The organism is Parabacteroides acidifaciens (assembly GCF_003363715.1).
Taxonomy (GTDB): domain Bacteria; phylum Bacteroidota; class Bacteroidia; order Bacteroidales; family Tannerellaceae; genus Parabacteroides; species Parabacteroides acidifaciens.
Genome location: NZ_QREV01000040.1, coordinates 1 through 26,651 on the forward strand (window position 1 = coordinate 1; position 26,651 = coordinate 26,651).

The 26,651-nt window shown below is 46.5% G+C and carries 23 protein-coding genes and 1 tRNA gene; 13 read left to right on the forward strand and 11 right to left on the reverse strand.

Annotated elements, in window-relative coordinates; all coding sequences use genetic code 11:
* Positions 1–283 precede the first annotated feature (283 nt).
* From DWU89_RS14605 to DWU89_RS14645, 8 genes are all read left to right on the forward strand, one after another.
* Entirely contained in the window at positions 284–3,499 is a 3,216-nt protein-coding gene (locus tag DWU89_RS14605; protein WP_147292124.1) for a DUF6383 domain-containing protein, read from the forward strand.
* A 393-nt stretch (positions 3,500–3,892) separates the two neighbouring features.
* A complete protein-coding gene (locus DWU89_RS14615; protein WP_115500376.1) occupies positions 3,893–4,081 on the forward strand; it encodes a hypothetical protein in 189 nt (62 codons plus the stop codon).
* 57 nt (positions 4,082–4,138) lie between these two features.
* Positions 4,139–4,567 carry a DUF5053 domain-containing protein gene (locus tag DWU89_RS14620; RefSeq protein ID WP_115500377.1) on the forward strand — a complete coding sequence of 143 codons (429 nt, stop codon included), beginning with the start codon at positions 4,139–4,141 and terminating at the stop codon, positions 4,565–4,567.
* Positions 4,568–4,802: 235 nt separating this feature from the next.
* Positions 4,803–5,567 (forward strand): ParA family protein, encoded by a 765-nt coding sequence (locus tag DWU89_RS14625; RefSeq protein ID WP_115500378.1) that lies wholly within the window; start codon positions 4,803–4,805, stop codon positions 5,565–5,567.
* Between the two features lie 10 nt (positions 5,568–5,577).
* Positions 5,578–6,468 (forward strand): ParB/RepB/Spo0J family partition protein, encoded by an 891-nt coding sequence (locus DWU89_RS14630; protein WP_115500379.1) that lies wholly within the window; start codon positions 5,578–5,580, stop codon positions 6,466–6,468.
* Complete coding sequence (locus DWU89_RS14635) at positions 6,465–7,259, forward strand: DUF5683 domain-containing protein (RefSeq protein ID WP_244205921.1); 795 nt, start codon at positions 6,465–6,467, stop codon at positions 7,257–7,259. The genes DWU89_RS14630 and DWU89_RS14635 overlap by 4 nt, the downstream gene beginning before the upstream one ends.
* A 4-nt stretch (positions 7,260–7,263) precedes the next feature.
* Positions 7,264–8,817, forward strand: a complete 1,554-nt coding sequence (locus DWU89_RS14640) for a lytic transglycosylase domain-containing protein (RefSeq protein WP_115500381.1) — start codon at positions 7,264–7,266, stop codon at positions 8,815–8,817.
* 86 nt (positions 8,818–8,903) lie between these two features.
* A complete protein-coding gene (locus DWU89_RS14645) occupies positions 8,904–11,204 on the forward strand; it encodes a RelA/SpoT family protein (RefSeq protein ID WP_115500382.1) in 2,301 nt (766 codons plus the stop codon).
* A 4-nt stretch (positions 11,205–11,208) separates the two neighbouring features.
* On the opposite strand, the gene DWU89_RS14650 is transcribed toward DWU89_RS14645, so the two are convergent.
* The 4 genes from DWU89_RS14650 to DWU89_RS14665 all read right to left on the reverse strand — a co-directional run bounded on the left by DWU89_RS14650 (position 11,209) and on the right by DWU89_RS14665 (position 13,999).
* Entirely contained in the window at positions 11,209–12,162 is a 954-nt protein-coding gene (locus DWU89_RS14650) for a calcium/sodium antiporter (RefSeq protein WP_115500383.1), read from the reverse strand.
* Positions 12,162–12,557, reverse strand: coding sequence for a DUF3127 domain-containing protein (locus DWU89_RS14655; RefSeq protein ID WP_115500384.1), 396 nt, complete (start codon positions 12,555–12,557; stop codon positions 12,162–12,164). Before DWU89_RS14655 ends, DWU89_RS14650 begins: the two co-directional genes overlap by 1 nt.
* 86 nt (positions 12,558–12,643) lie before the next feature.
* On the reverse strand, positions 12,644–13,000 hold the full coding sequence (locus DWU89_RS14660) for a MerR family transcriptional regulator (RefSeq protein WP_115500385.1): 357 nt from the start codon (positions 12,998–13,000) through the stop codon (positions 12,644–12,646).
* A gap of 15 nt (positions 13,001–13,015) precedes the next feature.
* Entirely contained in the window at positions 13,016–13,999 is a 984-nt protein-coding gene (locus DWU89_RS14665) for a M23 family metallopeptidase (RefSeq protein ID WP_115500386.1), read from the reverse strand.
* A 97-nt stretch (positions 14,000–14,096) separates the two neighbouring features.
* Between DWU89_RS14665 and alaS the strand changes: the two genes are divergently transcribed.
* The 3 genes from alaS to DWU89_RS14680 all read left to right on the forward strand — a co-directional run bounded on the left by alaS (position 14,097) and on the right by DWU89_RS14680 (position 18,054).
* Positions 14,097–16,724 (forward strand): alanine--tRNA ligase, encoded by a 2,628-nt coding sequence (gene alaS, locus DWU89_RS14670; RefSeq protein ID WP_115500387.1) that lies wholly within the window; start codon positions 14,097–14,099, stop codon positions 16,722–16,724.
* 155 nt (positions 16,725–16,879) lie between these two features.
* Entirely contained in the window at positions 16,880–17,944 is a 1,065-nt protein-coding gene (gene aroB / locus DWU89_RS14675; protein WP_115500407.1) for a 3-dehydroquinate synthase, read from the forward strand.
* A 35-nt stretch (positions 17,945–17,979) separates the two neighbouring features.
* Positions 17,980–18,054 (forward strand) — tRNA-Pro (locus DWU89_RS14680).
* 62 nt (positions 18,055–18,116) lie between these two features.
* Here the strand turns inward: DWU89_RS14680 and DWU89_RS14685 are convergent.
* From DWU89_RS14685 to DWU89_RS14695, 3 genes are all read right to left on the reverse strand, one after another.
* Positions 18,117–18,395, reverse strand: a complete 279-nt coding sequence (locus DWU89_RS14685) for an HU family DNA-binding protein (RefSeq protein WP_115500388.1) — start codon at positions 18,393–18,395, stop codon at positions 18,117–18,119.
* 11 nt (positions 18,396–18,406) lie between these two features.
* Positions 18,407–19,282 carry a helix-turn-helix domain-containing protein gene (locus tag DWU89_RS14690; protein WP_115500389.1) on the reverse strand — a complete coding sequence of 292 codons (876 nt, stop codon included), beginning with the start codon at positions 19,280–19,282 and terminating at the stop codon, positions 18,407–18,409.
* 337 nt (positions 19,283–19,619) lie between these two features.
* Entirely contained in the window at positions 19,620–20,009 is a 390-nt protein-coding gene (locus tag DWU89_RS14695; protein WP_115500390.1) for a response regulator, read from the reverse strand.
* 288 nt (positions 20,010–20,297) lie between these two features.
* Between DWU89_RS14695 and DWU89_RS14700 the strand changes: the two genes are divergently transcribed.
* Positions 20,298–20,561 (forward strand): hypothetical protein, encoded by a 264-nt coding sequence (locus DWU89_RS14700; RefSeq protein WP_115500391.1) that lies wholly within the window; start codon positions 20,298–20,300, stop codon positions 20,559–20,561.
* 91 nt (positions 20,562–20,652) lie between these two features.
* Here the strand turns inward: DWU89_RS14700 and rpsA are convergent, their stop codons facing one another.
* The 3 genes from rpsA to DWU89_RS14715 form a co-directional block, all read right to left on the reverse strand.
* Positions 20,653–22,446 (reverse strand): 30S ribosomal protein S1, encoded by a 1,794-nt coding sequence (gene rpsA / locus DWU89_RS14705; protein WP_115500392.1) that lies wholly within the window; start codon positions 22,444–22,446, stop codon positions 20,653–20,655.
* Positions 22,447–22,576: 130 nt separating this feature from the next.
* Positions 22,577–22,933, reverse strand: coding sequence for a hypothetical protein (locus DWU89_RS14710; protein WP_115500393.1), 357 nt, complete (start codon positions 22,931–22,933; stop codon positions 22,577–22,579).
* On the reverse strand, positions 22,934–23,359 hold the full coding sequence (locus tag DWU89_RS14715; RefSeq protein WP_115500394.1) for an RNA polymerase sigma factor: 426 nt from the start codon (positions 23,357–23,359) through the stop codon (positions 22,934–22,936).
* Positions 23,360–23,510: 151 nt separating this feature from the next.
* Here DWU89_RS14715 and DWU89_RS14720 point away from each other — a divergent pair, with 151 nt between their 5' ends.
* Positions 23,511–23,939, forward strand: coding sequence for a DUF6249 domain-containing protein (locus DWU89_RS14720; RefSeq protein WP_115500395.1), 429 nt, complete (start codon positions 23,511–23,513; stop codon positions 23,937–23,939).
* A 106-nt stretch (positions 23,940–24,045) separates the two neighbouring features.
* Here DWU89_RS14720 and DWU89_RS14725 read toward each other — a convergent pair whose 3' ends face one another.
* The gene (locus tag DWU89_RS14725; protein ID WP_158543389.1) at positions 24,046–26,478 is read right to left on the reverse strand and encodes a glycosyl hydrolase; all 2,433 of its coding nucleotides are present in this window, start codon (positions 26,476–26,478) and stop codon (positions 24,046–24,048) included.
* Between the last annotated feature and the right edge of the window lie 173 nt (positions 26,479–26,651).

Here is a 26,651-nt window from a genome sequence, read left to right on the forward strand (position 1 = left end):
GAAGTGCAAAGATCGCAAAAATAAATGACTAAAAAAAACGTACGTTTTCTCTCGTCATTTTACAACGATTAAGAAATGTCGTGGTTGAGCACGAAGTTAAGTAGGATATAGAAATTCAATATACTATACATTATTATTAATTAAACATTTTAGAATTATGAACAAAAGATTTTCTACTCTTTTGGCTGCCGCATTGGTAGCTGGTAGTATGTCTGCTAATGCCGCTGTTAATCCAGATGGAGAATTGGTTCCCGCTGGTATAAAGAATGGTGGTAATGTCTTGTTGAGACAAGTTAGTGGAAGTGCTTATGCCGGTCCATTATTTATTGCAGACAATAATGGTACTCTTTCAACTAATTTCACTCCAGGCACTATTGCTGCAGCTTCTTTTGAAGAAGTTTTAGCAGCTACTTGGAAAGTTACAATCATTCCTGCCCAATCATTGAATGGTCTTCCTACTTACAAATTTGTAAATAAGAAAACAGGCGAACCTTTGGCTATTGTATTGAATACGAATAACAATGGTATTTCTACTGCTGAACCGGCATTGGATGAAGCCGGTAATCAGGAATGGAGCTGGAATACTAAGTTAGGTTTGTATGCTACTACAAGCGACTCTACTTTCTTCTTTGTAAATGCTGGAAATCAGGCCCGTTTGAAAGCTGTTAAAGGTGAAGCCGCTGATGCTGTTGCTGCTTTAGCTTCAACTGGTGATGGTTCTGCTTTCCGCTTGGATCCGACTACAGATGATTTGACATCTAAAGACTTGACTCCTGCCGGTTTCAACTTTTTGGTAGGTTCATCAAAGAAAGTTTATTTCAAGAATGACAAGGATGTAAAGAACTCGACAGCTACTCCTGCAAATATTCTGACAGGCAATACTTGGAATGCTCGTAGTGCTTCTGCTTCTGCAGACTCTTTGACTTCAACAGACTTGTTTTTAACGAACACAAAGAAAGCAGCTTCCGGTAATCCTTATATGTTGATGACAGATACATTGTTCTACAATATCACAACTATTGATGCAGAAAAATTGAATATGTTGGTTTGTGATACATTAGGAGCAATGCCTACTTGGGCTACTGATGGTAAGTATACAGCTGGTGTTATGGCAGGCTCAAAGGTAACTCGTGGAACAGGTGCAAATGCTAAAGAAGTTGCATTGCGTCCGAGCAATCCTGCTATATTTACTGGTGAATATTTCTTTGCTGAAGACTCTATGGTATTATATGCAAAGTATAAAGCTCAAAAGCCTACAACAGATAAGGTGATTACATCTGATGAGTATGCCACGATTTGTGATGATGCAGATGGTATCGGTCAGATCGCTCTGAAAGTCCTCAACGACAACAAAATCGTTTTAGCGCCGGCTGTAACTGATATCAGTACTGAAGCAAAGGCAACAGATGCCGATTATATCCTTCCGTTGATTCAGGTTGCTGAAATCGATGCTGCTACTGACGGACGTACATCTGTAGATGATGGCTTGTATTATATCAAGAATAATAAAGGTCAATATCTGGCTTCTCCGATTCATAAAAATGGAACTGCTGCTGAATGGGTAACTGTAAATGCTGATGAACAGAATGTTGCTCATATGCCGGCATTCCAGTGGGTTGTATTGAAAGACAGAACTTATTCTACGAATGTGAAGAAAGTTTCTGCTGTAACTGTTGCAAACCGTGAATTTGAAGGTTTGTCAAGCAGCGTTCAGTTGATGGCTAAACCGGGTGCAAAATATATGTATGTATCAGGCGGAACAGATTCATTGAGCTACGTGAAGATTGAAGATGCAGCAATCTTAGGTGATACCTTGCTGGGTTATAAGAATCTGGAAGCAAACGATATGTTGGTAAACCGTTATACATTCAACTATCTGCATGCTTATACTCAGGACAAATATCTGGCTAAGTCAGCAGCTGACTCTACGGTAAATGTATTGTCTGAAGATAAAGAAGCCTTTACGCTGAAGAAAATAGGCGATATCCAGGATTACGGATATGAAGTAACAGATCCTGTTGCTACAAGAATCCCGGGCTTGAAACAATTAAGAAGACAGGCTTATCAGATCTATCTGGAATCTGCAAGCGGTGACAAATATTTGTGGGCAGAAACTGGTACTGAAAATAAATATGCAGTAAGTCCTTATTTGCATTATTCAAACGCAGGTTTCTATCTGAAAGAAAACAATGATCTGTCTGAAGATAAGTGCTACCATGCATTGGTTAAGGTAACTGCTGACTGGAATGCCGATGATGAAATATGGGAATTTAACGATCCGTTTATTTCTAAGGGTGGTGTAACAGATGATGATTTGTCTGCAACATTGAAAGATCAGGTAATCGGCGAAGTTCGTACTTCTGCATTCTTGGTGGCTCCGTATGATGCTCCTCTGTATCGTCGTTTCAACTCTCTGGCTCTGGAAGGTAACGAAGGTGACGCTGCTGATACATTGAGATTCAAAGAAAAATATCGTGGTGAGTATCTTCAGGTTGAAGCTAATCCTAACTTCAAAGTTAAAGGCATTGACTTCTTAGGTATCTATACTCCGGACTTCACGAAGGATGGTAAATCATTCATCGTTGATACTGCATTCGTAAATCGTTTCAACGGTAATATCAAACCTCAGTATCTGATTTCAATTGACCGTGTAGACCAGGCATTTGAAGCAGGTGAAATGTGTCCTGTTTGCCAGGAAATCGTAGCAAACGGTGGTACTCGTCCTGCAAACTGTCCTCACGATAAAGCAGGTAAGGCTCCGTTCCATATGGGTAAATACTTGGTTAACTTCGAAGATTCTACTGCAAATGCTATTAATAAAGCAGACTATAAGTGGAAAGGTTATACTCGTGCAGGTTTTGTAAAAGCTGCTCACATGGGTGATAGCTTGTATATTCTGACTGGCCAGTTTGCAGATGTAACTCTTGCTACATTTGATACTGCTGCAATTCATAAAGCAATCAAGGATAACAAATACGATAAAAAATATCTTATCGACTTGATTAAGAATGAAGATGCTCATCAGAAAGTAACTTGGTCTATGCGTTATGTAGATCCGACAATTGCTGCAAATGAAGTAGAAGCTGATCGTGCATTCTTGCTTGAATCTGACGGTTATGATAAGGATATTGCTCCTATCTATGGCGCTTGGTTAAAGATGCAGAATGGCTGTCTGGTATTGTCTGATTACTCAACATCAACATTTGATAAGATTACGAAGGGTGACGACGCTCTGATCTTCAATATTGAAAAGGGTTCAAAGGATGATATCGCTACAGACAACGAAACAATCGCTACATCAGAAGTAACAGTGATCGCTGGCGAAGGTCAGGTAACGATTGCAGGTGCTGCCGGCAAGAAAGTTGTTATCACTAACATCTTAGGTCAGACAGTTGCTAATACAGTAATCTCTTCTGACAACGCAACCATCGCTGCTCCTGCCGGTGTAGTTGTAGTTGCTGTTGAAGGCGAAGATGCTGTAAAGGCAATCGTAAAATAAGAATGAAATTATAATCAAATAATTCGACCGCGCGGGATTGTGCGGGATGCGCGTAGAGACGGACGGCCGTCCGTCTCTACATTACGGATGAATATCCGTTTATCCCATACCAATGCCAATTACCCTGCGACAGGTGAACAAGCGGTCAGATTTAATATTAATAATACTAAAGTAATGAAATTAAAAGTTCATCTGCTTTTCCCTCTGTGAAGACCGAATGCAGACACAAAACAAGCCCCGACAGTTTGAATGCTGCCGGGGCTTCGTTTTTATTTTCCATGAAAAGGTGCTTCCCGTCAAAAGAGAGCATCCATAACGTGATACTGCTATCACAAAAATAATCTAAAAAAGCTTCGTTAATAATCAAAAGGTTATTATCTTTGTGGTGTTATCATGATGACGCTTGAAGGGCTAAAGGCCCGGATGGAAGACCTGATTGGCCAATTAGACTTCCATTCCCGCTTCTACTCCATGATTCTGGCCGATGAAATGGCTACGGAAGCGGAACTACTTGAAGCTATTGATGAAATGCTGGACGAGTACATTGAACTTCGAGAGCAGATTCACAAACTTCAAGGTTGAACAGAAGGGGAGCCTGGCCAAGGCTTCCCTGTCTGCTCAATCTAAAAAACAGGAGGAATGAAAATGAATGCGAAACAGAAATTGAATGATTTAATAGCAGAGTATTGTCTTTTGAAAACGGAAGAAGAACGTACGGTATTTGATAACAAGATGAAGCAAATGTTGGCTGAGATGGATCCGGAAGAACGAAAATCTTTCCGCATGGCTTTTCTTGAGTCTGCAAAGACGGCTTTGTCTGATGCGCGAGCTATTAAGGAGGATGTGGATTTTCGTTTGCAACTGAACGGTATAGAGGAGTATTTATCCCTTTCCAAAATCGCCGAAGATTACTTTGGTAAAAGCCGTAGCTGGTTGTATCAGCGTATTAATGGTTTAAATGTAAATGGTAAACCTGCACAGTTTACGGAAGAAGAAAAAAAACGTTTTGGAGAAGCTCTTCAAGATATTAGTCGTCGTATAAAAGATACAGCTGTTCGATTTAATTGATAAAACTTATAAATATGCTTTTGGCAGGTTATATTCTTTGTTGTAGCTTTCGTTATCATTCCTAAAAAATACACCTCATTCCGCTCATTTGAAATAAGTTATTAAATATTCTGATTATATTTGCAAGTTATCAACAGGAAAGACGACTTTTCAACAAAACAGGCATTGTTTTCGTTGAACGGGTTTGTGTTAGGTTTTTAATGTTTAGTTTTGCTCCCGAATAAATAGACAAAGTATGGGAAAGATTATCGCTTTAGCAAATCAGAAAGGTGGGGTAGGTAAGACTACCACTACGATTAATCTGGCTGCGTCACTGGCTGCACTCGAGAAAAAAGTGCTGGTGGTGGATGCGGATCCGCAGGCTAATGCTTCGTCGGGGTTGGGGGTGGATATCCGGAATGTGGAACTATCTATCTACGAATGCCTGGTCAACGGTGACGATCCGAAAGGGGCTATTACCAATACAGAGGTGGAAGGATTGGATATTATCCCTTCCCATATCGACCTCGTGGGTGCGGAGATTGAAATGCTGAACATGGAGAACCGGGAACAGATATTGAAACAAGTGCTGGTCCCGCTGAAAGACCGGTATGATTATATCCTGATCGACTGTTCTCCCTCTTTGGGCCTGATCACGGTGAACGCCCTTACGGCTGCCGATTCGGTGATGATACCCGTTCAATGCGAATATTTTGCGCTGGAAGGTATCAGCAAACTGTTGAATACGATAAAGATTATCAAATCGAAGCTGAATCCCGCTTTGGAGATCGAAGGCTTCCTGCTGACGATGTACGATTCGCGCCTTCGTCTGGCCAACCAGATATACGAAGAGGTAAAACGTCCGTTCCGGGACCTGGTTTTCACAACCGTTATTCAGCGTAACGTCAAATTAAGCGAAGCTTCCAGCTACGGCAAACCTGTGTTGCTTTACGATGCCGAGTCGAAGGGAGCCCTTAATCATATGCAGCTTGCACAGGAGCTGATAGATAAGAACAAATAATTCATAAGAGATGGCAGTAATGAAAAGATCGGCACTTGGCCGCGGATTGGATGCTTTGATAACGATGGACGACCTGAAGACGGGCGGTTCATCGTCTATTAGTGAAATAGAGCTGAGTAAAATCCAGCCCAATCCGGATCAACCCCGTTCTGTTTTTGAGGAAGAGACACTCGAGGAGCTGGCTACTTCCATCCGTTCCTTGGGCGTCATCCAGCCGATTACGCTGAAAGAGACAGGGCCGGACAAATATATGATTATCTCCGGTGAACGCCGCTACCGGGCTTCTTTGAAAGCCGGGCTGGAGCGTATCCCCGCCTATATTAAAACCGCTGCCGACGAGAATGTCGTCGAAATGGCGCTGATCGAGAATATCCAGCGTGAAGACCTGAACTCGATCGAAATTGCCCTGGCTTACCAGAAGTTGATCGACAGCTACGGGCTGACGCAGGAGAAACTGAGCGAACGTGTCGGAAAGAAACGGGCGACGATCGCCAACTACCTCCGCCTCCTGAAACTTCCTGCCGAGATACAGATGGGGCTGAAGGATAAAAAGATCGACATGGGACATGCCCGTGCGTTGCTTCCCGTCGAAGATCCGGAAGTGCAGCTGGCCCTTTACGAGCAGATACTGGCGGAAGGATTGTCGGTGCGCAACGTCGAAGAGATCGTACGTGGCGGTGTAGACGCGGCGGCCCTTGAACAGGCAAAGAAGGAAAAGTCTGCCGAGCGGAAACCGAGATTGCCGGAGGAATTCAACTTGTTGAAGGATCATCTGTCCAGCTTCTTCAATACGAAAGTACAATTGGTGTGTAACGATAAAGGAAAAGGTAAAATCACGATCCCCTTTGCATCGGAAGATGAACTGGAACGGCTGATCGGCCTGTTGGATAAGTTGAAATGAGAAACGGAAGAGTGATTCGGATGAGCCAAAAGATAAACAAAGTAATACTTATATTAGCCCTACTGTGTAGCTGTGTGTGGACCGGCTATGCACAAACGGAGATTACGGCAAAGCCGGATACGGTGATACCCCGCGATTCGGTTGTTACGGCTGTGGTTCCGACTCCGGGGGAAACGGCGGCCTCCGATTCGACAGTAAAAGCCGTGCTTTCGGCTGCCGACTCGTTACCCCAGCCCAAAGTGAAATTGAATGAGTTCAAGCCGGACCCGAACAAAGCTTTGCTTTATGCGTTGGTGCCGGGTTTGGGACAGATTTATAATAAGAAGTACTGGAAACTCCCGTTGGTGTATGGCGCCTTTATGGGATGTATGTATGCCATCACGTGGAATAACAAGAACTATAAGGATTATTCCGGTGCGTATTTCGATATAATGGAGGACTACAGTAAGGTCCTGCAGGGACAGCAACCGGGGCATGAACCGTATGAGGGGCCCTGGAGTGATAGCTGGACGATCTTTGTGCCTGTCGGACAGGAGAGTTCGTATGTCTCGAACACCCAGTTCCAGGAGAACCTGAAGCGCCGGAAAGACTATTTCCGCCGTTACAGGGATTTGAGTATTATTATTACGGTAGGCGTGTACGCGATCAGTATAATCGATGCGTATGTGGACGCCCAGCTGTTTGACTTTGACATTTCTCCGGACCTGAGTATGCATTGGTCGCCGGAGGTTACGCCGAAGACCCGCTATACGCAGGCTTCGTACGGATTGAATTGCAGTTTTAAGTTCTAACATCATGAATAAAAACCTACTTATCCTATTCTGCCTGTTTTGCCTGATACAGCTATCCCGTGCACAGGATGCCATATTCGGCGAACCGCAGCATTCGACATTATCGACAGACTCGCTGTCTGACGTAGTGGGCCTGATACCTGAAAGCCTGGATGCCAATGTAGACAGTCTGTTGCATTCCTGGCACGTGCAATATTTTTCGAAAGTGGACGAATATTGCCATGATGACGAGGAGAATGTTTATTTCCCCGATTCCATTTATATCGAACGCCTGGAACGTCTGCCAAGCGTGATCCGTCTGCCCTACAACGAGGTGGTACGGGATTGTATCGATCTGTATGCCGCCCGCAAGCGCGACCTGGTGCGCTATATGTTGGGAATGGCTGACTTCTATTTTCCGATAATCGAGCAGGTGTTGGACAAGCACAATCTGCCTTTGGAACTGAAATACCTGGCTGTAGTCGAAAGTGCCCTGAATCCTGTAGCCCTTTCCCGTGTGGGAGCTTGCGGGTTGTGGCAGTTCATGCTTCCGACCGGAAAGATATACGGCTTAGAGATAAACAGCCTGCTTGACGAGCGCCGCGACCCGGAAAAGGCAACCGAGGCTGCCTGCAAATACTTTGAAGACATGTATGCCATCTATGGCGACTGGAACCTGGTGCTGGCTTCCTATAACTGTGGCCCGGGTAACGTGAACAAGGCGATCCGCCGTTCCGGCGGCAAGACCGACTTCTGGGAGATCTTCCGCTATCTGCCCCGTGAGACGCGTTCGTATGTGCCGCTGTTCATTGCGGCCAACTACATCATGAATTATTATTGCGATCATAATATCTGCCCGTTGCAGACCAGCCTGCCGTTAGCGACCGATACGGTGATGGTGAGCAGTATGCTTCATCTGCAACAGGTCTCCGATGTGCTGGGGGTAGACATCGAACAGCTTCGCGCCCTCAATCCGCAATATAAGCGGGATATTATCCCCGGAAACACGAAACCGTCTGTGTTGAAGCTTCCCGCTAACCAGACATATGCGTTTGTCGATAAGGAAGATACCGTCTACACGCACCGGATTGAAGAACTTCTGGCGAACTGTGTGCCGGTCAATGCCGACGACGGATCGAAGAACCTGAGGCTCGAGAAGATCACGCACGTGGTTGCTTCCGGAGAAAACATCTATACCATCGCAAACCGCTACGGTGTGACCCCGAAAGATATCCGTAAATGGAACGGACTGAAGTCGAACCGTGTCGGTAGAGGGGCTCGCCTGCGCCTGCATGTCGATAACGGAGGAGTGACTTTTGCTTCTGCCAAGACACAGAAGGCGGAGAAAACAGAACCTGCCAAGGCTGTGCAGAAAGCGACTCCTGTCGCCACAAAGAGCAACCTGACCGCCCGCGCTACCGGTGGCAAGAGCCATACGTACACCGTACAGTCCGGAGACTCCCTGTATTCCATAGCCAAGAAATATCCGGGCGTTTCTACGGACGACTTGCAAAAGGTTAACGGGCTGACCAGCACTGATATCCGTCCCGGACAAGTCCTGAAAATACCTGTCGTCTAACTTTTTCTGTCGCTTTCGGGAATATATAAGCAAATATTTATATATATTTGCCTAATACACGTTTTAAATACGGAAGGGCATTCAATATGAGCGACATAAATAATACAAAAGACACAACGGAAATGCTGCCTGCGCAGGAGGTTAAACCTGTCCTCTCGCCGGACGAGCAGATGATACAGGACGGCTTTGACGAGCTGTTGCAGGATTATCTAAAATCAAACCATCGACGCAAGGTGGAACGTATTACCAAGGCGTTCAACTTTGCGAACCAGGCGCATGCAGGTGTGAAACGCCGTTCGGGTGAGCCTTACATCATGCACCCGATAGCGGTGGCGCGTGTCGTTTGCCGCGAGATGGGATTGGGGTCGACATCTATCTGTTCGGCTTTGTTGCACGATGTTGTGGAAGATACCGAATATACGGTTGAGGATATTAAGGACATGTTCGGCGAGAAGATCGCCCAGATCGTGGACGGTCTGACGAAGATATCCGGCGGTATCTTTGGAGAACAGGCTTCGGCACAGGCGGAGAACTTCCGGAAGTTGCTGCTGACCATGAGCGACGATATCCGGGTGATCCTGATCAAGATAGCCGACCGCCTCCATAATATGCGTACATTGGGCTCCATGTTGCCCGCGAAGCAGTTTAAGATTGCCGGTGAAACGCTTTACCTCTACGCTCCCTTAGCGCACCGTCTGGGGCTTTTTACCATTAAAACGGAACTGGAAGACCTGAGCTTCAAATACGAACATCCGCAGGAATATGCCTTTATCAACTTGAAACTGAAATCGACCGAGGCTGCCCGTAACACCTTGTTCGAGCATTTTGCCGTGCCGGTGGACAAGAAGTTGAAGGAGATGGGGTTAGACTATGAGATGCGCGCCCGTGTTAAGTCCGCCTATTCCATCTGGAACAAGATGGACAGTAAAGGCGTCAGCTTTGAGGATATCTACGATATATACGCTGTCCGCATTATCTTCGACCCGCTGCCGGGAGTGGATGAGAAAAACCAGTGCTGGGACATCTACTCCGCTATCACCGATATTTACCGTATCCGTCCCGACCGTATCCGCGACTGGGTGAGCCGTCCGAAAGCAAACGGTTATCAGGCGTTGCACCTGACCGTGATGGGACCCGACGGACAGTGGGTGGAGATACAGATCCGCAGCCGCCGTATGGACGAGATTGCCGAGAAAGGTTTTGCCGCCCATTGGAAATATAAAGAGCATAATGTGGAAGAAGATACGGAGCTCGATAAATGGTTGCAGACCATTACCGAGATTCTGGAAAGCCCGGACCCGAATGCGCTCGACTTCTTAGACACGATCAAACTGAATCTTTTCACCTCTGAAATATTTGTCTTTACCCCGAAAGGCGATATCAAGACGTTGCCGCAGGGAGCGACGGCACTCGACTTTGCCTATGCCCTCCACTCGGATATCGGTAATAAATGTATCGGGGCGAAAGTGAACCACCGGCTGGTTCCGTTAAGCCATCAGTTGGCAAGCGGCGACCAGGTGGAGGTCCTGACTTCCCGTTCGCAGACCCCGCAGCCGGAATGGTTGAACTTCGTGACGACAGCCAGGGCGCGTGCCCGCATCGACGGTATCCTGAAGAAGGGCCGTAAGGAAGCGGCAAAAGAAGGGGAGCTCAAGGTGATCGAAGCCCTTAAACGCAGCGCGCTGGAGGTCAATACGTCCAATCTGGATAAGCTCTGTATGTATTACGGTTTCTCCAAGCGTGAAGAGTTCTTCTATTCCGTGGAGAAAGGGGAGGTTATCTTGCCGGAGAACCTCGGCAAGCTGTTGAAGGAGAAAACGGACAACGTCTTGTTCAAGTATGTGAAGCAGGCGCTCCGTGTCGCCACAAAAGCGACTACCGGCAAGAAGGAGGAAGACGAAAAAGAGCAACCGAAGGAAAAGCCGAAATATGATAAGAAGAAACCTTATATCCTGAAGGAGGAGGCTTTCGAACGCAATTATGTGATAGCCGACTGTTGCAAACCGATTCCGGGAGATGAGTCCTTAGGCTTTATCAACGACGACGGCAATGTGGTGGTCCACAAACGTTCCTGCCCGATCGCCATGCGCCTGAAAAGCAGCTTTGGCGAACGCATCCTGAACACGGAATGGAGCAGCCATCACTCCTCATTCGAGGCGACGCTCGAGATCAAGGGCATCGATTCGATGGGAGTGCTCAATACGATCACCCGTACGATCTCCGATGATTTCAATGTCAACATCATCCGTTTATTGATAGAGGCCAAAGACGGTGTGTTCGAAGGGAAGGTGAAGATGAAGGTGCACGATGTGGAGGATATCCAGCGGATGTGCGTCACCCTTTCAAAGATAAAGAACATCAAGTCCGTTGCCCGTGTAGCGGATTGAGCTATCAGGCAATGGAGATCAGATAAGCCGTATAGCCGATGTAGCAGGCAATCATCACAATCCCTTCGATCCGTGTAATCGTCCGTTTCTTGAAGAACCATCCGAAGATGTAAAGCAATACGCACGAACCGGTCAGCACGCCGAGGTCCAGATTTGTAATGCCCTGTATATTGAGCGGACTAATAGTCGCGCTGCATCCTAAGACGAAGAATATATTGAAAAGGTTGGAACCGATTACGTTTCCGATAGCCATTTCCGGATTCTTCTTTAGGGCGGCAACAACCGAGGTTGCCAATTCCGGCAGCGAAGTCCCTCCGGCAACCAGTGTCAGACCGATAATAGATTCGCTGATACCTAAGCTGCGGGCGATTTCCGAGGCTCCGCTGACAAAGAATTGTCCGCCGTAGACCAATCCGGCCAGACCGCCGGCAATGAACAGGACGGACTTCCAGACAGGCATATCCTTGATTTCCGATTCGCCTTCGCTACTGCCGTTGTGGGCGATGGCAAACGTATATCCTAAGAAGATAAGGAAAAAGCATAGCAGGAGCATACCGTCGCTGCTGCTGATCGTATTGGTCGCCGCTTTGTTGATCAGCACATCGTTTGCGCAGATGAACAAGACGACGGAGGCCAGTATGCAAAGCGGGATTTCCTTGCTTAACGTACCTTTGGTTACACTGATCGGGACGATAGCGGCCGTGCAGCCTACGATCATCAACGTATTGAAGATATTGCTTCCGACAACATTCCCGATCGCCATGTCCGCGCTACCTTTCAGCGCTGAAACGACACTGACAGTCAACTCCGGGGCGGATGTCCCGAAAGCTACGATTGTCAACCCGATCACCAAGCTGGAGATATGAAAGCGTTTGGCAATCGAGGCAGCCCCGTCGGTCAGTGCGTTTGCACCGACCAGGATAAGGAGCAATCCTCCGATCAAAAGGACGATATTCATCAGAATGGCAGGTCGTCGATCGGGTTTGCAGGGCCAAAGTCGGGAGCGGCTGATACGGCAGGAGCGGAGGCCGGTACAACGTTTTCCGGAGTCATGGCACCCGGTGCTGATTGAGGTGCGGCGGCCATCGGGCGTTCAACTTTCCAGGCACTGATGTTTGTAAACCAACGTCCCTGATATTCGCGGCTGTCTATGTCGAAAGAAACTGTAAGTTCTTCTCCGGGCTGTATGGCTGCCTGCTCGATGCGGTCTGCACCGAAGATCTGGAAGCATACTTTCTTGGGGTATTGGTCATGTGTTTCCAGGACATACTCCTGCTTTTTCCACTCGTTTCCACTTTTACTGATACCGCCTTGGACAGGCAGTACGGCGATGATTCTTCCCGTAATTTCCATGTTTATTGTTTTATTAAATTGCTGCGAAGGTACGATTTTCCGGCATAACAAGCTAATTCTTTGAGTCTGTTTTTACCTGCAGGAGGCTATTTGGGAGTGTCGAGAACCTCGAACGCATCCTTCATGGCGAGCAGCTCTTCCTTAATTTGTTTTAACCTGTTCACGATCTCTTCGTGGCGGATGGTTGTGTCCGGGTTTTCTTTCAGTTTTTGTCGCGCTCCCGCCAGTGTCATGCCGCGTTCTTTCACCAGGTGATAGACCAGGCGTATGGCGTCGATGTCTTCTTGGCGGTAGGAACGCGTTCCCTTGCCTGTCTTGCGCGGGCTGATCTGGTCGAATTCCTTTTCCCAGAAACGCAGTGTCGACTCGTTGACGTCGAACATCTGCGCCACCTCGCTGATGGAGAAATAGAGCTTTAGATTTTTATCTTTATTTAATACCATCCTATTAAACAATGTTTAATCCATAACCTGGCCGTGATTTTCGGCAATCTGTATCATGCGGTCGTATTCTTCCGGAGTGAGGTCCATGTAGTAGTACTTGGACGGGTTGTCGTGTTTGCCGCGAACGATCACCTCGTAATGGAGGTGCGGGCCGGTCGACTTTCCTGTGTTTCCTACTTCACCGATCACTTCCCCGCGTTTCACCTTCTGCCCGACACGTGCCCGGAACTTGCTCATGTGTCCGTAGAGTGTCTGGAAGCCGTGTCCGTGGTTGATCATCAGACAGTTCCCGTATCCCTGTTTCCAGGCGGCGAAGGTGACGACGCCGTCGCCGGTTGCATATATTTCCGTTCCCACTTTGGCGGAGAAGTCCATGCCGGAGTGGAAACGGGGTGTACGATAGATCGGGTCGATGCGGACACCGTAACCGGATGCCGTACGTTTCAGGTCTTTATTCGAGATCGGCTGGATAGCCGGAATACATTTGCTTCGTTCCTCCTGGTTCTTGCCGAGTGTGATCAGCTCTTCCAGCGAATTGGACTGGACATAAAGCTGTTTGCTCAGCATATCCATCTTTTTGGTGGTCGCAACGACCAAGTCCGGATTGGACAGGCTCATCAACTGCTCGTACCGGTTCGAACCTCCGAAGCCGGATTTGCGGACGGATTCGGGAATGGATTCCGCCTGGAAGATGGCACGGTACAGGTTTTCATCACGCTGTTGTATATCGTCCAGCACTTCCAATGCATTGGTCAGGCGTAGCGAAAGCACCTCATACTGTGTCTGTAACAGCTTGTTTTCCTTCTTTAGAAGCGATTCGACGGGCGAGTCGAACGTGCGTGACAGGATATAGAAAATGCCTACACCAATCGCAATACCGATACTCAAATGTCGGAGTACACCGAAAAAACGGTCTTTGGCGGAGGGGTAAACACGTTCGTAACTGAGCGTGTTGGGGTTATATAAGTAATATGTTTTTCTGCTTTTAAATAGTTTCATCAAATATTTTCTTGCTTGGATACGTGCAAAAATAATAATTTGCTGTACTTTTGCAAATTGTTTTTCAGAATATTAACGAGACTATATAGAATAGATTATGTTGACAGCAAAAGAAATCCGTGAATCATTTAAAGACTTCTTCGCTTCCAAGCAGCACCAGATTGTGCCTTCTGCTCCGATGGTAGTGAAGGGTGACCCTACATTGATGTTTACCAATGCAGGTATGAACCAGTTCAAAGATATAATCCTGGGGAACGTACCCCGTAAATATCCACGTGTCGCGGATTCACAAAAGTGTCTTCGCGTAAGCGGCAAGCATAACGACCTGGAAGAGGTGGGACACGATACGTATCACCACACCATGTTCGAGATGTTGGGTAACTGGTCGTTCGGTGATTACTTCAAGCAGGAAGCGATCAACTGGGCATGGGAATACCTGGTAGACGTGTTGAAGCTGAACCCCGACCGCCTGTATGCAACCGTATTCGAAGGAAGCCCTGCCGAAGGTCTTTCGCGCGATGACGAAGCAGCCGGATATTGGGAACAATACCTGCCGGCAGACCATATCATCAATGGTAACAAACACGATAACTTCTGGGAAATGGGCGATACGGGTCCTTGCGGTCCCTGCTCAGAAATCCATATCGACCTCCGTACGGACGAAGAACGTGCCGCTGTCCCCGGTCAGGAGATGGTGAACAAAGATCATCCGCAGGTAATCGAAATCTGGAACCTTGTGTTCATGCAATATAACCGCAAGGCCGACGGCTCCCTGGAACCGCTGCCTGCCCGTGTAATCGATACCGGTATGGGATTCGAACGTCTGTGTATGGCTTTGCAGGGAAAAACGTCCAACTACGATACGGATGTTTTCCAGCCGATCATCAAAGTGATTGCCGGTATGGCCGGTACGACTTATGGCAAGGATAAACAACAGGATGTGGCTATGCGTGTGATCGCCGACCATATCCGTACGATCGCTTTCGCGATTACCGACGGCCAGTTGCCATCCAATGCCAAGGCCGGTTATGTGATCCGCCGAATCTTGCGCCGTGCCGTTCGTTACGGCTATACGTTCCTGGATCGCAAAGAATCCTTTATGTATAAGCTGCTGCCGGTGCTGATCGAAACGATGGGCGATGCCTATCCCGAACTGATCGCACAGAAGTCACTGATCGAAAAGGTGATCAAGGAAGAAGAAGAATCGTTCCTCCGTACGCTGGAAACCGGTATCCGTTTGCTGGATAAGAAGATGGAAGAAACGAAGGCTGCCGGTAAGACCGTGATCAGCGGTGTGGACGCCTTTACTTTATATGACACATACGGATTCCCGTTGGATTTGACTGAACTGATCCTGCGCGAAAACGGTATGGAAGCCAATATCGATGAGTTTAACGTCGAAATGCAAAAGCAGAAAGATCGTGCCCGCAATGCTGCCGCGATCGAAACAGGCGACTGGGTGGTGCTGAAAGAAGGCGAATGCAAGTTTGTGGGTTACGACCTGTTCGAATGTGATGCCGAAATCATGCGTTACCGCCAGATCAAGCAGAAGAATAAGGTATTATATCAGATCGTTCTGGACCAGACTCCTTTCTATGCGGAAATGGGTGGACAGGTCGGCGATACCGGTTGGCTGATTGCCGACGGCGAAACGGTCGACGTGGTTGACACGAAGCGTGAGAATAACCTCCCGGTTCATCTGGTGGCTAAATTGCCGAAAGATGTAACCGCTACTTTCACAGCTAAGATCAACGAAAAGAAACGTATCCAGTGCGAGTGCAACCACTCCGCCACTCACCTGTTGCACGAGGCTTTGCGCGAAGTGCTGGGGACACATGTCGAACAGAAAGGTTCTTACGTTTCTCCCGACTCGCTGCGTTTCGACTTCTCTCACTTCCAGAAAGTGACGGACGAAGAAATTCGCCAGGTAGAAAAGTTAGTGAGCGAAAAGATCCGTGCCGACTTCCCGTTGGAAGAACATCGCAATATGCCGATCGCTGAGGCGAAAAAACTGGGTGCGATGGCGTTGTTCGGAGAAAAGTATGGTGATGAGGTTCGTGTGGTTAAGTATGGCAGCTCTATCGAATTGTGCGGTGGTACGCATATTCCGGCAACCGGTATGATCGGTTCCCTGCGTGTGATCGCCGAAAGCTCTATCGCAGCCGGTGTCCGCCGTATCGAGGCTGTTACGGCCGAAGGAGCTGAGAACTATACTTTCATGTTGCAGGATTCCCTCCGTGAACTGCGCGCCATGTTCAACAATGTTCCGAACCTGGCACAGACCATCCGGAAATCCATTGAAGAAAATGCCGAACTGAAAAAGCAGGTAAGCGATTACGTGAAAGAGAAAGTTCAGCAGTTGAAGAAGGAATTGATTGCAAAGGCGGTTGAACGTCACGGTGTGAAACTGATCGTCTTCCGTGGTGAAGCCAGTGTGGAAGCAATCAAAGACCTGGCTTTCCAGATTAAGGGAGAAAGCAATACGGATGAAAAAGTATTCTTCGTGGCCGGAATCAAAGACGCTGATAAGTGCGCATTGACGGTTATGTTGAGCGATCCGTTGGTAGCGGAAGGCCTGAATGCCGGTAAACTGGTGAAAGACGCAGCCAAACTGATCCAAGGCGGCGGCGGTGGACAGCCTCACTTTGCAACTGCCGGCGGAAAGAATCCGGACGGCTTGGCACAGGCTATCGAGCATATCCTCGAAGCAGCCGGTTTGAAATAAAGAACTGAATAAATAGTTGTTTCCCCTGCATGGAATTTTTGTTTCATGCAGGGGAAACTTTTGTTCCATGCCCATGGGATTTTCTTTTCCCCCGTTTTGATAATCGGATAACAAATAATACCTTTGCCGGAACGATATTAATTAATAAGGACATTATGGCCGCTCAAAAAGTAGTAATCAGCAAAGACCTCAAAGCCGATTTGCAGGCGTTCTTTGCTTCCCTGAGTTATGATAAGCTCTTTATCCTGACCGATACGAATACACAAGATAAATGTTTCCCGCTGGTAAAAGATATCCCTGCCTTTCAGAATGCCCCTGTCATTACCGTGCAGGCAGGCGATACGCATAAGGACATCGAACAGGTCGCTTCTATCTGGGCACGCCTCTCCAATGAAGGCGCTTCCCGCAATTCCCTGTTGGTCAACTTAGGAGGCGGCATGATTACCGATATGGGAGGTTTTGCCGGCGCAACTTTTAAACGGGGTTTGCGTACCGTCAATATCCCGACAACCCTGATGGCTTCTGTCGATGCAGCGGTGGGAGGGAAGACCGGTGTCAACTTCAACGGCTTGAAGAATGAGGTCGGTTCGTTCTATCCTCCCGAATGCGTTTTTATCGATTGCGAGTTCCTGCGTACGTTGGACCGTGATAACTTGTTGTCCGGTTATGCAGAGATGATCAAGCATGCGCTAATCAGTTCGATGGATATTTATGCGTCCGTGATGTTGTTCGATCTCGATGCGAAGATAGATTATGCTTTCCTGAATAAGATGGTGGCCCAGTCTGTCGCCGTGAAGGAACGCATTGTCGAGGAAGACCCGAAAGAACATGGTATCCGTAAGGCGCTTAACTTCGGCCATACGATCGGTCATGCCTACGAAAGCCTGTCGTTCCGGAAGAACCGCCCTCTGCTGCACGGACATGCTGTCGCTGCTGGCATTGTGAGCGAATTATACCTCTCTTATAAGGTTTGCGGGTTCCCGATGGACAAACTGAGCCAGGTTGTCTATTACCTGAAGGAATATTATCCGGCTTTCGTCTTCGATTGCAATGATTATGACACCTTGTACGAGCTGATGACGCACGATAAGAAAAACGAGGCGGGAATTATCAATTTCACCTTGCTTTCCCAAATCGGTGACGTTCAGATTAATCAGCAGGTAAGCAAGGAAAAAATCCTCGAGTCACTGGATTTTTACCGTGAAAGCTTTGGCGGATAACGAAAAATATTTACCTTTGCAGCCGTAAAACAAAGCGGGGTGTAGCTCAGCCCGGTTAGAGTACGCGTCTGGGGGGCGTGTGGTCGGAAGTTCGAATCTTCTCACCCCGACAATAGCTGAGTAAAGAAAAAAAGAGGCTTACAAGAAATTGTAGGCCTCTTTTTTCATGTTGTTATTTGTCGTTCATTTGCTCCAACAGAAGGGGAGCACACTTAAAATGAATGATTGTCCTGGGAGACAGTTGTACGGTTGTTCCGTTTCTGGGATTCCGCGCCGGGCGGCTGGTTTGTAAACGTGGCTTGAATGAGCCAAAACCGTGCAGGCAGATTCTTTGCCCTTCTTTGGCTTCCTGAATAATCAGTCTTTGCATTTCATCGATTGTTCGTCTTACGTCCTTCTTGTCTAAACCTGTCTTCTCTGACAGTGCGTTGATTAGCTGATTTCTGTTCATGACCTTTGTTATTAATTCTGTGTTCTGTAAAATGAAGGCGACACGCCTGTATGTTTCCTGAAAAAGCGTCCTAACGATGTCTGATTGGAGAAATGGGTCCGTATGGCAATCTCCTGAATGTTCAACGATGAATTCTTTAACAGGAATTTGATCTCTTGTATGATATATTCGGTGATCCAGTCTTTGGCTGATTTGCCGCTGACTTCTTTGACAACCATTGTCAGGTATTTTGGAGTGATATATAGTTTGTTTGCATAAAACGTTACACTCCTATTATCTTTGTAATATTTCATGATGAGTTGGAAGAAGCCGTTTGCCAACTCTTTTTTGTGGCTGTTGAGCTTGAATTGTGCGTTCTGTGAATTTATTTTGTACGCATTATAAATATCCAGATAGAGTATCCGCATGAGATGGATGATCGAATCTTTGCGATATAGGTTTTCCGGTCCCTTTGCTTTGGAATATACCAATTGAAAGAAATTAATGTATCTGGATATTTCCAACTCCGATAAGTTGTAATAGTAGTGACTCCTCATGTAGAAAAAGAAAAGAGGTGAAAAGCGGCAGAGACCGCTAAGCACATCGTTGTAAAGATTTATGGATAACGAAAAGTAGCTGACCGTAAAATCTTTACTACTTTCCGATAGAGAAACTAACTGCCCCGGGAAAATAACAACCAATTCTCCCTTCATAAACAAATGGTCATACTCATGGATGTCCACTTTAGCACTTCCTTTCGTGCAAAAAGCAACGATTGCTCTGCGGGAATAAGAAGGATATAAAGGGATTGGGAATTCCGTCGAGTTCTCGAATATCTCAAAATCATTTTCTAAAGAATGAGAAGCCGCGTTTTTATCTGATGTCCTTTTATATTTGCTGCCTGACATGTCTATTTTCGTTTCGTACGTAAAAGTATAATTTCGTCCCTAATGAAATTCGGTTAGTGCCTGTTTGGTATAACTTTCCAGAAATCTGGTACTGATTGACGGCACTTTTTATCTATATGATTTTACCCATGCACTTAACAGGGAAGATAATGTTTTGTTTAATTGGAGTTTGTAAAGAATTTTAATGCAAATAGGTCTGTATATGGAGCGGTTTTCTGAAGAAAAGGGCGGAAGGCTGCTTAATTTAAGATATGCACGGAAAAAAGAAAAACCGGAACAGTCCTAACGATTGTTAGAACCATTCCGGTTTTTTTGTAATTATAGAGTTCTTAAATTCTTACCAGGTAATCTGCGGCAAGAATTTGGAAATCGTCTTTTTCAACTCGACAATATTAATAGGCTTGGTGATGAACCCGTTACTACCTGCGGCACGGGCCGCTTCCATATCGTTTTCGAAAGCATAGGCGGACTGCATGATAATAGGTATCTGTGTGTCTTGCTTCCGGATCTCCTTTAAGGCATCGATACCATTCATTTCCGGCATCTTTATGTCTAATAAGATCAAGTCTGCCCCCTGTTCGGCGTAGACTTTTAAAAGCTCACGTCCTGTTCTTGCTTGCAGAACATTACAGTGTCTCTTTAATATGGTTTTTAATAATAGGAAGTTGCTTTCCTCATCTTCTGCAATCAGAATAGTTACATTCTTGTTTTCTTCGTTTGTGCCCATAGCTTTTATATTATCTGTGAACAAATTTCAGCATTAATTTTTACATAACCAAATAGAATAGAACTTATTCTCTATTTTATGGCTTGATTCTCTTGTCTAATTGGAAAAAAGCCTTTAATGGAATTGTCATCTGTTTTTCATAATTCTTTAAAAATAAAAAGAGGGAAAGGATGAAAGATCAAAGGATGTTTGTATATTTAGTGCATTAAATGGAACGGGGCGGTAAAACTTACCGCCTTTGGGAATGGTTATTAATAAAAAACAAGTATAACTTTTAAATCAAACATCATGGGAAAGAGTCAATTAATTCACAACAATGAGTTTCACCTGATCAATAAGGCGGAAATTCGCAAAGCAACAGGAAAATTGGTAGAAGCATTGAATCTGGCTGCGGGTTCTACAGACGGGTTCGATATTTACAAGGTGGTAGACGCCTATTTCACCGATCTGGACAAACGCCATGAGATAAACGCATTGCTGGGTCTCGGCGAAAGCTGCAAGTATTATGGTGAACAGGAACAAATAGAGGAAGCGATAAAGGAGGTAGACTAAGGCGCTTTCTCTATTCTTTTTTTCAGGCAATAAAAAAGGAGATATCCACGAATGGAAATCTCCTTTTTCTTTTTATCAGGATTGACAGATATTATTTACCAGCCAATTTTTCTTTCAGAGCAGCGAGTTCTTCAATGTCACCCAGTGTAGTCTTTTCAACCGGACCAGTTACCATTGCAGATTCTTCTTCCTTCTTGCCACCGCGTTTAGCAGACGGTTTCTTTTCACCTGTTTCTTTCTTAGCGCCCTTCTGTTCGTCTTCGAAGATACGGCTGTGAGAAAGGATGATTCTCTTAGCTTCCTTGTTGAATTCGATTACCTTGAACTGCAGTTTTTCGTCTACAGCAGCCTGAGAACCGTCTTCTTTTACCAGATGTTTCGGAGTTGCGAAACCTTCAACGCCATAAGGCAGAGAGATTACAGCACCCTTATCCAGTACTTCGATGATTGTTCCTTCGTGGATAGAACCTACAGTGAAGATTGTTTCGAATACATCCCAAGGATTTTCTTCCAGCTGTTTGTGACCTAAGCTCAAACGACGGTTTTCCTTGTCGATTTCCAATACCTGAACTTCGATTTCTGCACCGATCTGAGTGAATTCCGACGGGTGTTTGATTTTCTTTGTCCAAGACAGGTCGGAGATGTGGATCAAGCCGTCAACGCCTTCTTCGATTTCAACGAATACACCGAAGTTAGTGAAGTTACGTACTTTAGCCATGTGGCGAGAACCTACCGGGAAACGAGATTCGATATCTTCCCAAGGATCGGCTTTCAGCTGTTTGATACCTAAAGACATCTTACGTTCGTCGCGGTCCAGTGTCAGGATAACGGCTTCGATTTCGTCACCAACTTTCATGAAGTCCTGAGCAGAACGCAAGTGCTGAGTCCAAGACATTTCAGATACGTGGATCAGACCTTCTACGCCCGGAGCGATTTCAATGAATGCACCGTAGTCAGCCATAACGACAACTTTACCTTTTACTTTGTCACCAACCTTCAGGTTTGTATCCAAAGCATCCCAAGGATGCGGAGTCAGCTGCTTCAAGCCGAGAGCGATACGTTTCTTTTCGTCATCGAAGTCAAGGATAACCACGTTGATCTTCTGATCCAGCTGAACGATTTCTTCCGGATGAGAAACACGGCCCCAAGACAAGTCTGTGATGTGAATCAAACCGTCTACGCCACCCAGGTCGATGAATACGCCGTAAGAAGTGATATTCTTAACCGTACCTTCCAGTACCTGGCCTTTTTCAAGTTTGGAGATGATGTCTTTCTTCTGCTGTTCGAGTTCAGCTTCGATAAGAGCTTTATGAGATACAACAACGTTTTTGAATTCCTGGTTGATCTTCACGATCTTGAATTCCATTGTCTTACCTACAAATACATCGTAGTCGCGGATCGGTTTGACATCGATCTGAGAACCCGGCAAGAATGCTTCGATACCGAATACGTCAACGATCATACCGCCCTTAGTACGACATTTAATGTAACCTTTGATGATTTCGTCTTTTTCAAGAGCTTCGTTAACACGATCCCAAGAGCGTGTAGCGCGTGCTTTCTTGTGAGACAGGATCAACTGTCCTTTTTTGTCTTCCTGGTTTTCGATGTAAACTTCTACTTCGTCACCAATTTTCAGATCCGGGTTGTAACGGAACTCAGCCATAGATACAACGCCATCTGATTTGAAACCGATATTCACTACAACTTCACGTTTGTTCATTGCAGTTACAGTTCCCATAACGACTTCTTTGTCCTTTACGGTGTTCAAAGTTTCGTCATACGTTTTTACAAGATCGTCCTTGCTTACCTGACCGTAAGATTCGCCCTCTTCAAGAGCATCCCAGTTGAAATCTTCAATGGGTTGAATGTTCTTTAAATTTTCCATTCTCTAATTGTTAATACTTAAGTTTGTTTTAATTAGTAAGTTAGACATTATGTTGTCATCTCTCAAAAATCGGGGCAAAGGTAATGCTTTTTTCTGATTTACAAGTCTTTTTATATGGAAAAAACGCTCTTTACTCTTCTTTGTGCGACACCTGTTTCTTTTTGAATATCTGTCTGAATTTGTAGTCGGCTCCGAGCAGGATGAAGGTCAGTATCCCGATATAAACATAGAAGGGAAGCGAACTCAGGCGGGGCAACGATACGGATATTTTGGGCAAATCCATATAAAAGAATGCTCCGACAGCCAGGCCGACCATCAATAGAGAGGCGGAAATGACGGCGATCCATCCCCAGCGTTCGTTCCGTTTGTGTATCCGTTCCGCTTCGGCCAGGATTTGTTGCATCACGTTGGCGCGGAACGATCCGGGAAGCTCTTCTTCGGGCATCCGGCTAAACAAATCTTTCAGTATATCATTCTTTTCAGTCATTTATCGTTCCTCCATTCCTTTTAATACAACAAACAGTTTCTTTCGTATGCGGTGTAGTTTCACTTTAACATTAGACGGCGTGAACCCGGTGATGGTTGCCACCTCTTCTTCCGATACATTATTAATAATAGTGTCTTCGATCGCCAGAAATTCATGCTTCTTTTTCCGTGTCTCCGAGATAGCCGTGTTGTAGGCGATCCGGTAAATCCAAGTGGAGAAGCTGCATTCTCCTTTAAAGGACGAAAGATGTTTGAATACCTTCATAAACACATCCTGTGCCAGCTCTTCCGCATCTTCCCGGCTGCGGACAACCTTCAGGATTAACGAATGAACAGGACGGCTGTATTTATCCAGAAGGCAGGCAAAGCATGCCGTATCTCCCGCTTGTATCCTTTTTATATAATATGTGTCGGTGTACAACTCCATCGTATTATAATGGACGCAAGCCGGGCATATAGGTTACAACTTGCATCAACAAAAATAAAAAATATTTTTCTCTCCCCTGTTTGTAACCTTTCGGAAAGAGGTGCGTCAAAAGTAGCAAAGAAATTAATTAATCATTTAAAAAAGTACAGTTATGATGGATTTTCTTACAGCTCCGCTGATTGTCGGAATCGTTTTTGCAGCTATTTACGGATTGTTTGAACTGTTTGTTCGCCGTAATGAACGTTTGGCTATTATCGAAAAGATAGGTGATAAACTGGATGCTTCCGCTTTTGAAGGAAAGTTAGGATTGCCGAGTTACCTGGGAAACCGCCTTTCTTTTAGCTCTTTGAAGGCAGGTTGTCTGCTGACGGGTATCGGTTTGGGATTGTTGGTCGGTTTTTTTCTCTCTACATCCATCGGTACGGGTTGTGATGGCTTTATGAACAATGGCTGGCGTGATTGGTATCACAGTGATGTTTCGGGTACAATCTATGGCGCTTCCGTTCTGTTGTTTGGCGGCATCGGTTTGCTGGTCTCTTTTATCATCGAGATGAAGATGGGAAAGAGAGACGACAAATAAAGATTAAAAAAAGTTTCACCTGTTTTGTTAGGTGAAACTTTTTTTTCATGCCCGGGAAACTTTTGTTTCTTCGAGGGGAAAATAAAGTTTCTCCCTGATGAAACTTTCACTCCATCTCGACATCTTGCTCAATAATCCGTACCGGTCCTACCAGCCCTGCCTTTTGCAGGGGTGAATCTTTCCGGTGGTAATACCAGATTGAGAATGTTTTCCTTCCATTTGACGGGCGCGGTTGGTTTTGGAGGAACCATTCCGGATAGGCTTTCATGGCGCGTCCTAATTTCTCTCCCCGATCCTGTCCCCATTCGAAATCGGCAGGATACTGTTCATCCCCGATCAAGCGGTTTGCCCAGTTGTTGGTGACTGCAATTTCTATCTCGTTCTCACCGGCCTTTATCCAGGGCGTAATATCGGCCAGATAGGGAGGATACCATAAAACATCCGCCTCTCTACCGTTTACCGTCAGTTCGGCGATATCGTTCATCTCGCCTAAATCCAGTAAAATCCGTTTTTGTTTCCCTACGGTATTCGCATCCACCGGGATTGTTTTCCGGTAAGTCGCTGTCCCGGCAAAGTACCGGATCGTAGTGTCTTCATCCTCGCTGAAATCAGATAAAACTGCAAACTCCCGCTGGAAAGGTTCTCCCAATTTAGGCGCAAAGCTGATAGGCCATGGACCGGCCACTTCACGGGAACTCTCTCCGCACACTTTTATCGCCGGCTGTATCATGGCCGTGTAGCCATTCTCCTTCTTATCCGGGAAAATCAGGAATACGGATTCGTCTGCATTGAGCTTCAGGTTGACGAAAATAGAATCGGCCGATTCCCGCCAGTCGGCAGCTTGGCAAATAATTCCTTTGTCCGGCAGCCATAACTCCGGAATCCGTTTTTGCATGGCAAAAGCAAAAGTACGTGTCTCAACGGAATCCGAAGGATTGATGATAAAGTATAAGTCGGCATCCGATGTTTTCCGATGCAACATGCGTTCGTCGGTGGAGATAAACACTCCCTGCTGCAACAACATCTGGCAACGGGCAAGATAAGTGAAGAAAGCCTTTCCCGGCTTGATCCAGGTCTGGTGACGTCCGAAATGTGTTCCCCACCAACCCATTCCCATGCCCGGCTGGTATCGGTCGTCGAAAGGCTGGTGCACCCAGTGATGCAGGAACAGCAGGTTTGCACCGGAGGCAAAACTTCCGTCGGCCGTATGTTTCAGAAATGCCGGATCTTCCGTGTATTGGCTGATCTCGGGACGCCCGGTGAATGCTTCGGCACCCACAATCCGTTTGCCGTATATCCGTGCCGCTTTGGGAATCGTATTCCAGATAGCTCCTTTGCCGCCTGTCCAGAATTCGCCCATCGGGATATCGGGAATGGCTACCGACTCGAATGAATCGAACGGCCCGAAGTAAGGCTCCCAGTAAAATTTCAGTCCGGCCTCGTTTATCATCTCGCGGGCTATCTTCCAACCATTGTCGATGTAGAGGCGGCTGACCACCTCTTTGTAATCCTCGGTGAACTGCTTGACGTCGTTGCGTTCACCGGCGCTGTTCCGCAAGGCGATCCAGGGAAGCGGATCGTATCCTTTCAGGCGGATGAAATCTTTCCGGAAGTCGGGTGTCCAATCCTGGTCTCCCGCTTCGTAGCTGTCGATCAGAAGGTGTGTGAATGAATCGCCGATGTATTCTTTTAAATGTTCTTTCAACGGCTCCAGTACCGATCGCCAGTGATAGGTCATCTGTTCCTTACTCATCTTGTCAGCTTCCAACGCATGCCCGATCAGGTCGTCCGGCAGCGGGTGCGGGTTCGACATGGTAGGAGCATGCCCGATCCTGTAGACTGTCCATCGTCCGGCGGGAGCTTGCCAGCGCAACAGGCCTGTCGTATCCATCGCATCCGACAAATCCAGTATCTCATATGTTTTCACATCCGCTTTTTCAGGGACGGCCATCACTGCGACATCGCGATAGTAGGACGCCCGTTGTTGTGTGCTGCCCCATCCTTTGTAAACCGGCAGTTCCGGCTTTTCGAGCACCGTTTCGACGAGACGGTTACCCGACAGGCTTGTCCGGCTCGAGACAACCTGCTGCATTCCTCTTTCTTCCGTAATCCAGGGACCGCCCGATGTCGAATAGCCCGGCGTACTCTGTAAGCCCAGTTTCAAACCCAAACGTTTCGCTTCCGATGCAGCAAAGCGCAAGGCTTCCCAATATGCCTCGCTACGGAAAGTCTGTTCGGGCCAGGGATTGTTTTCTGTCGGCGCATGCGTCTCCTGTACCGCCGAAGCCAAGTTGAAAATAGTCGCTCCTCCGATCCCGGCTTCTTTCATTGCCTCGAGGTCTTTGGTGATTCCCTCTTTGGAGAAGTTACTTCCCATCCAGTGCCACCAGACATAAGGCTTATAGCAATCAGCCGGCTGTTTAAACTGTTCAGCCAGCGTACGGAGCGGTTCAGACGATGGCTCGCCTGCTGATTGCTTGTCGTGAACGCAAGCTGTCAGCAGGCAGACTAACGGAATAATGAGAATTGTGTTTTTCATGGGGATAAAGTTCGGAAAATAGCGGGACGTATCCATAAGAATAATGGGATTTATTTCGGTAAATGGCAGGTATCATCCTTTCTGTAGAAGTGTTAATGGACAAAAGGAAAAATAACGCTGTTTTTCGGAAATCTTCTGTAGCGACCGATTCTTGGTTAATTTCTGTGTGCCTG

Coding starts and splice junctions, on each gene's coding strand:
- DWU89_RS14620 (WP_115500377.1), top strand. CDS start 4,139: ATGAAAATGAATGCGAAACAGAAATTGAATGATTTAATAGCAGAGTAT.
- DWU89_RS14715 (WP_115500394.1), bottom strand. CDS start 23,359: ATGGAGTTGTACACCGACACATATTATATAAAAAGGATACAAGCGGGA.
- rpsA (WP_115500392.1), bottom strand. CDS start 22,446: ATGGAAAATTTAAAGAACATTCAACCCATTGAAGATTTCAACTGGGAT.
- DWU89_RS14645 (WP_115500382.1), top strand. CDS start 8,904: ATGAGCGACATAAATAATACAAAAGACACAACGGAAATGCTGCCTGCG.
- DWU89_RS14625 (WP_115500378.1), top strand. CDS start 4,803: ATGGGAAAGATTATCGCTTTAGCAAATCAGAAAGGTGGGGTAGGTAAG.
- DWU89_RS14635 (WP_244205921.1), top strand. CDS start 6,465: ATGAGAAACGGAAGAGTGATTCGGATGAGCCAAAAGATAAACAAAGTA.
- DWU89_RS14630 (WP_115500379.1), top strand. CDS start 5,578: ATGGCAGTAATGAAAAGATCGGCACTTGGCCGCGGATTGGATGCTTTG.
- DWU89_RS14720 (WP_115500395.1), top strand. CDS start 23,511: ATGATGGATTTTCTTACAGCTCCGCTGATTGTCGGAATCGTTTTTGCA.
- DWU89_RS14650 (WP_115500383.1), bottom strand. CDS start 12,162: ATGAATATCGTCCTTTTGATCGGAGGATTGCTCCTTATCCTGGTCGGT.
- DWU89_RS14725 (WP_158543389.1), bottom strand. CDS start 26,478: ATGAAAAACACAATTCTCATTATTCCGTTAGTCTGCCTGCTGACAGCT.
- DWU89_RS14665 (WP_115500386.1), bottom strand. CDS start 13,999: ATGAAACTATTTAAAAGCAGAAAAACATATTACTTATATAACCCCAAC.
- DWU89_RS14660 (WP_115500385.1), bottom strand. CDS start 13,000: ATGGTATTAAATAAAGATAAAAATCTAAAGCTCTATTTCTCCATCAGC.
- DWU89_RS14655 (WP_115500384.1), bottom strand. CDS start 12,557: ATGGAAATTACGGGAAGAATCATCGCCGTACTGCCTGTCCAAGGCGGT.
- DWU89_RS14685 (WP_115500388.1), bottom strand. CDS start 18,395: ATGAACAGAAATCAGCTAATCAACGCACTGTCAGAGAAGACAGGTTTA.
- alaS (WP_115500387.1), top strand. CDS start 14,097: ATGTTGACAGCAAAAGAAATCCGTGAATCATTTAAAGACTTCTTCGCT.
- DWU89_RS14690 (WP_115500389.1), bottom strand. CDS start 19,282: ATGTCAGGCAGCAAATATAAAAGGACATCAGATAAAAACGCGGCTTCT.
- DWU89_RS14710 (WP_115500393.1), bottom strand. CDS start 22,933: ATGACTGAAAAGAATGATATACTGAAAGATTTGTTTAGCCGGATGCCC.
- DWU89_RS14700 (WP_115500391.1), top strand. CDS start 20,298: ATGGGAAAGAGTCAATTAATTCACAACAATGAGTTTCACCTGATCAAT.
- aroB (WP_115500407.1), top strand. CDS start 16,880: ATGGCCGCTCAAAAAGTAGTAATCAGCAAAGACCTCAAAGCCGATTTG.
- DWU89_RS14615 (WP_115500376.1), top strand. CDS start 3,893: ATGATGACGCTTGAAGGGCTAAAGGCCCGGATGGAAGACCTGATTGGC.
- DWU89_RS14695 (WP_115500390.1), bottom strand. CDS start 20,009: ATGGGCACAAACGAAGAAAACAAGAATGTAACTATTCTGATTGCAGAA.
- DWU89_RS14640 (WP_115500381.1), top strand. CDS start 7,264: ATGAATAAAAACCTACTTATCCTATTCTGCCTGTTTTGCCTGATACAG.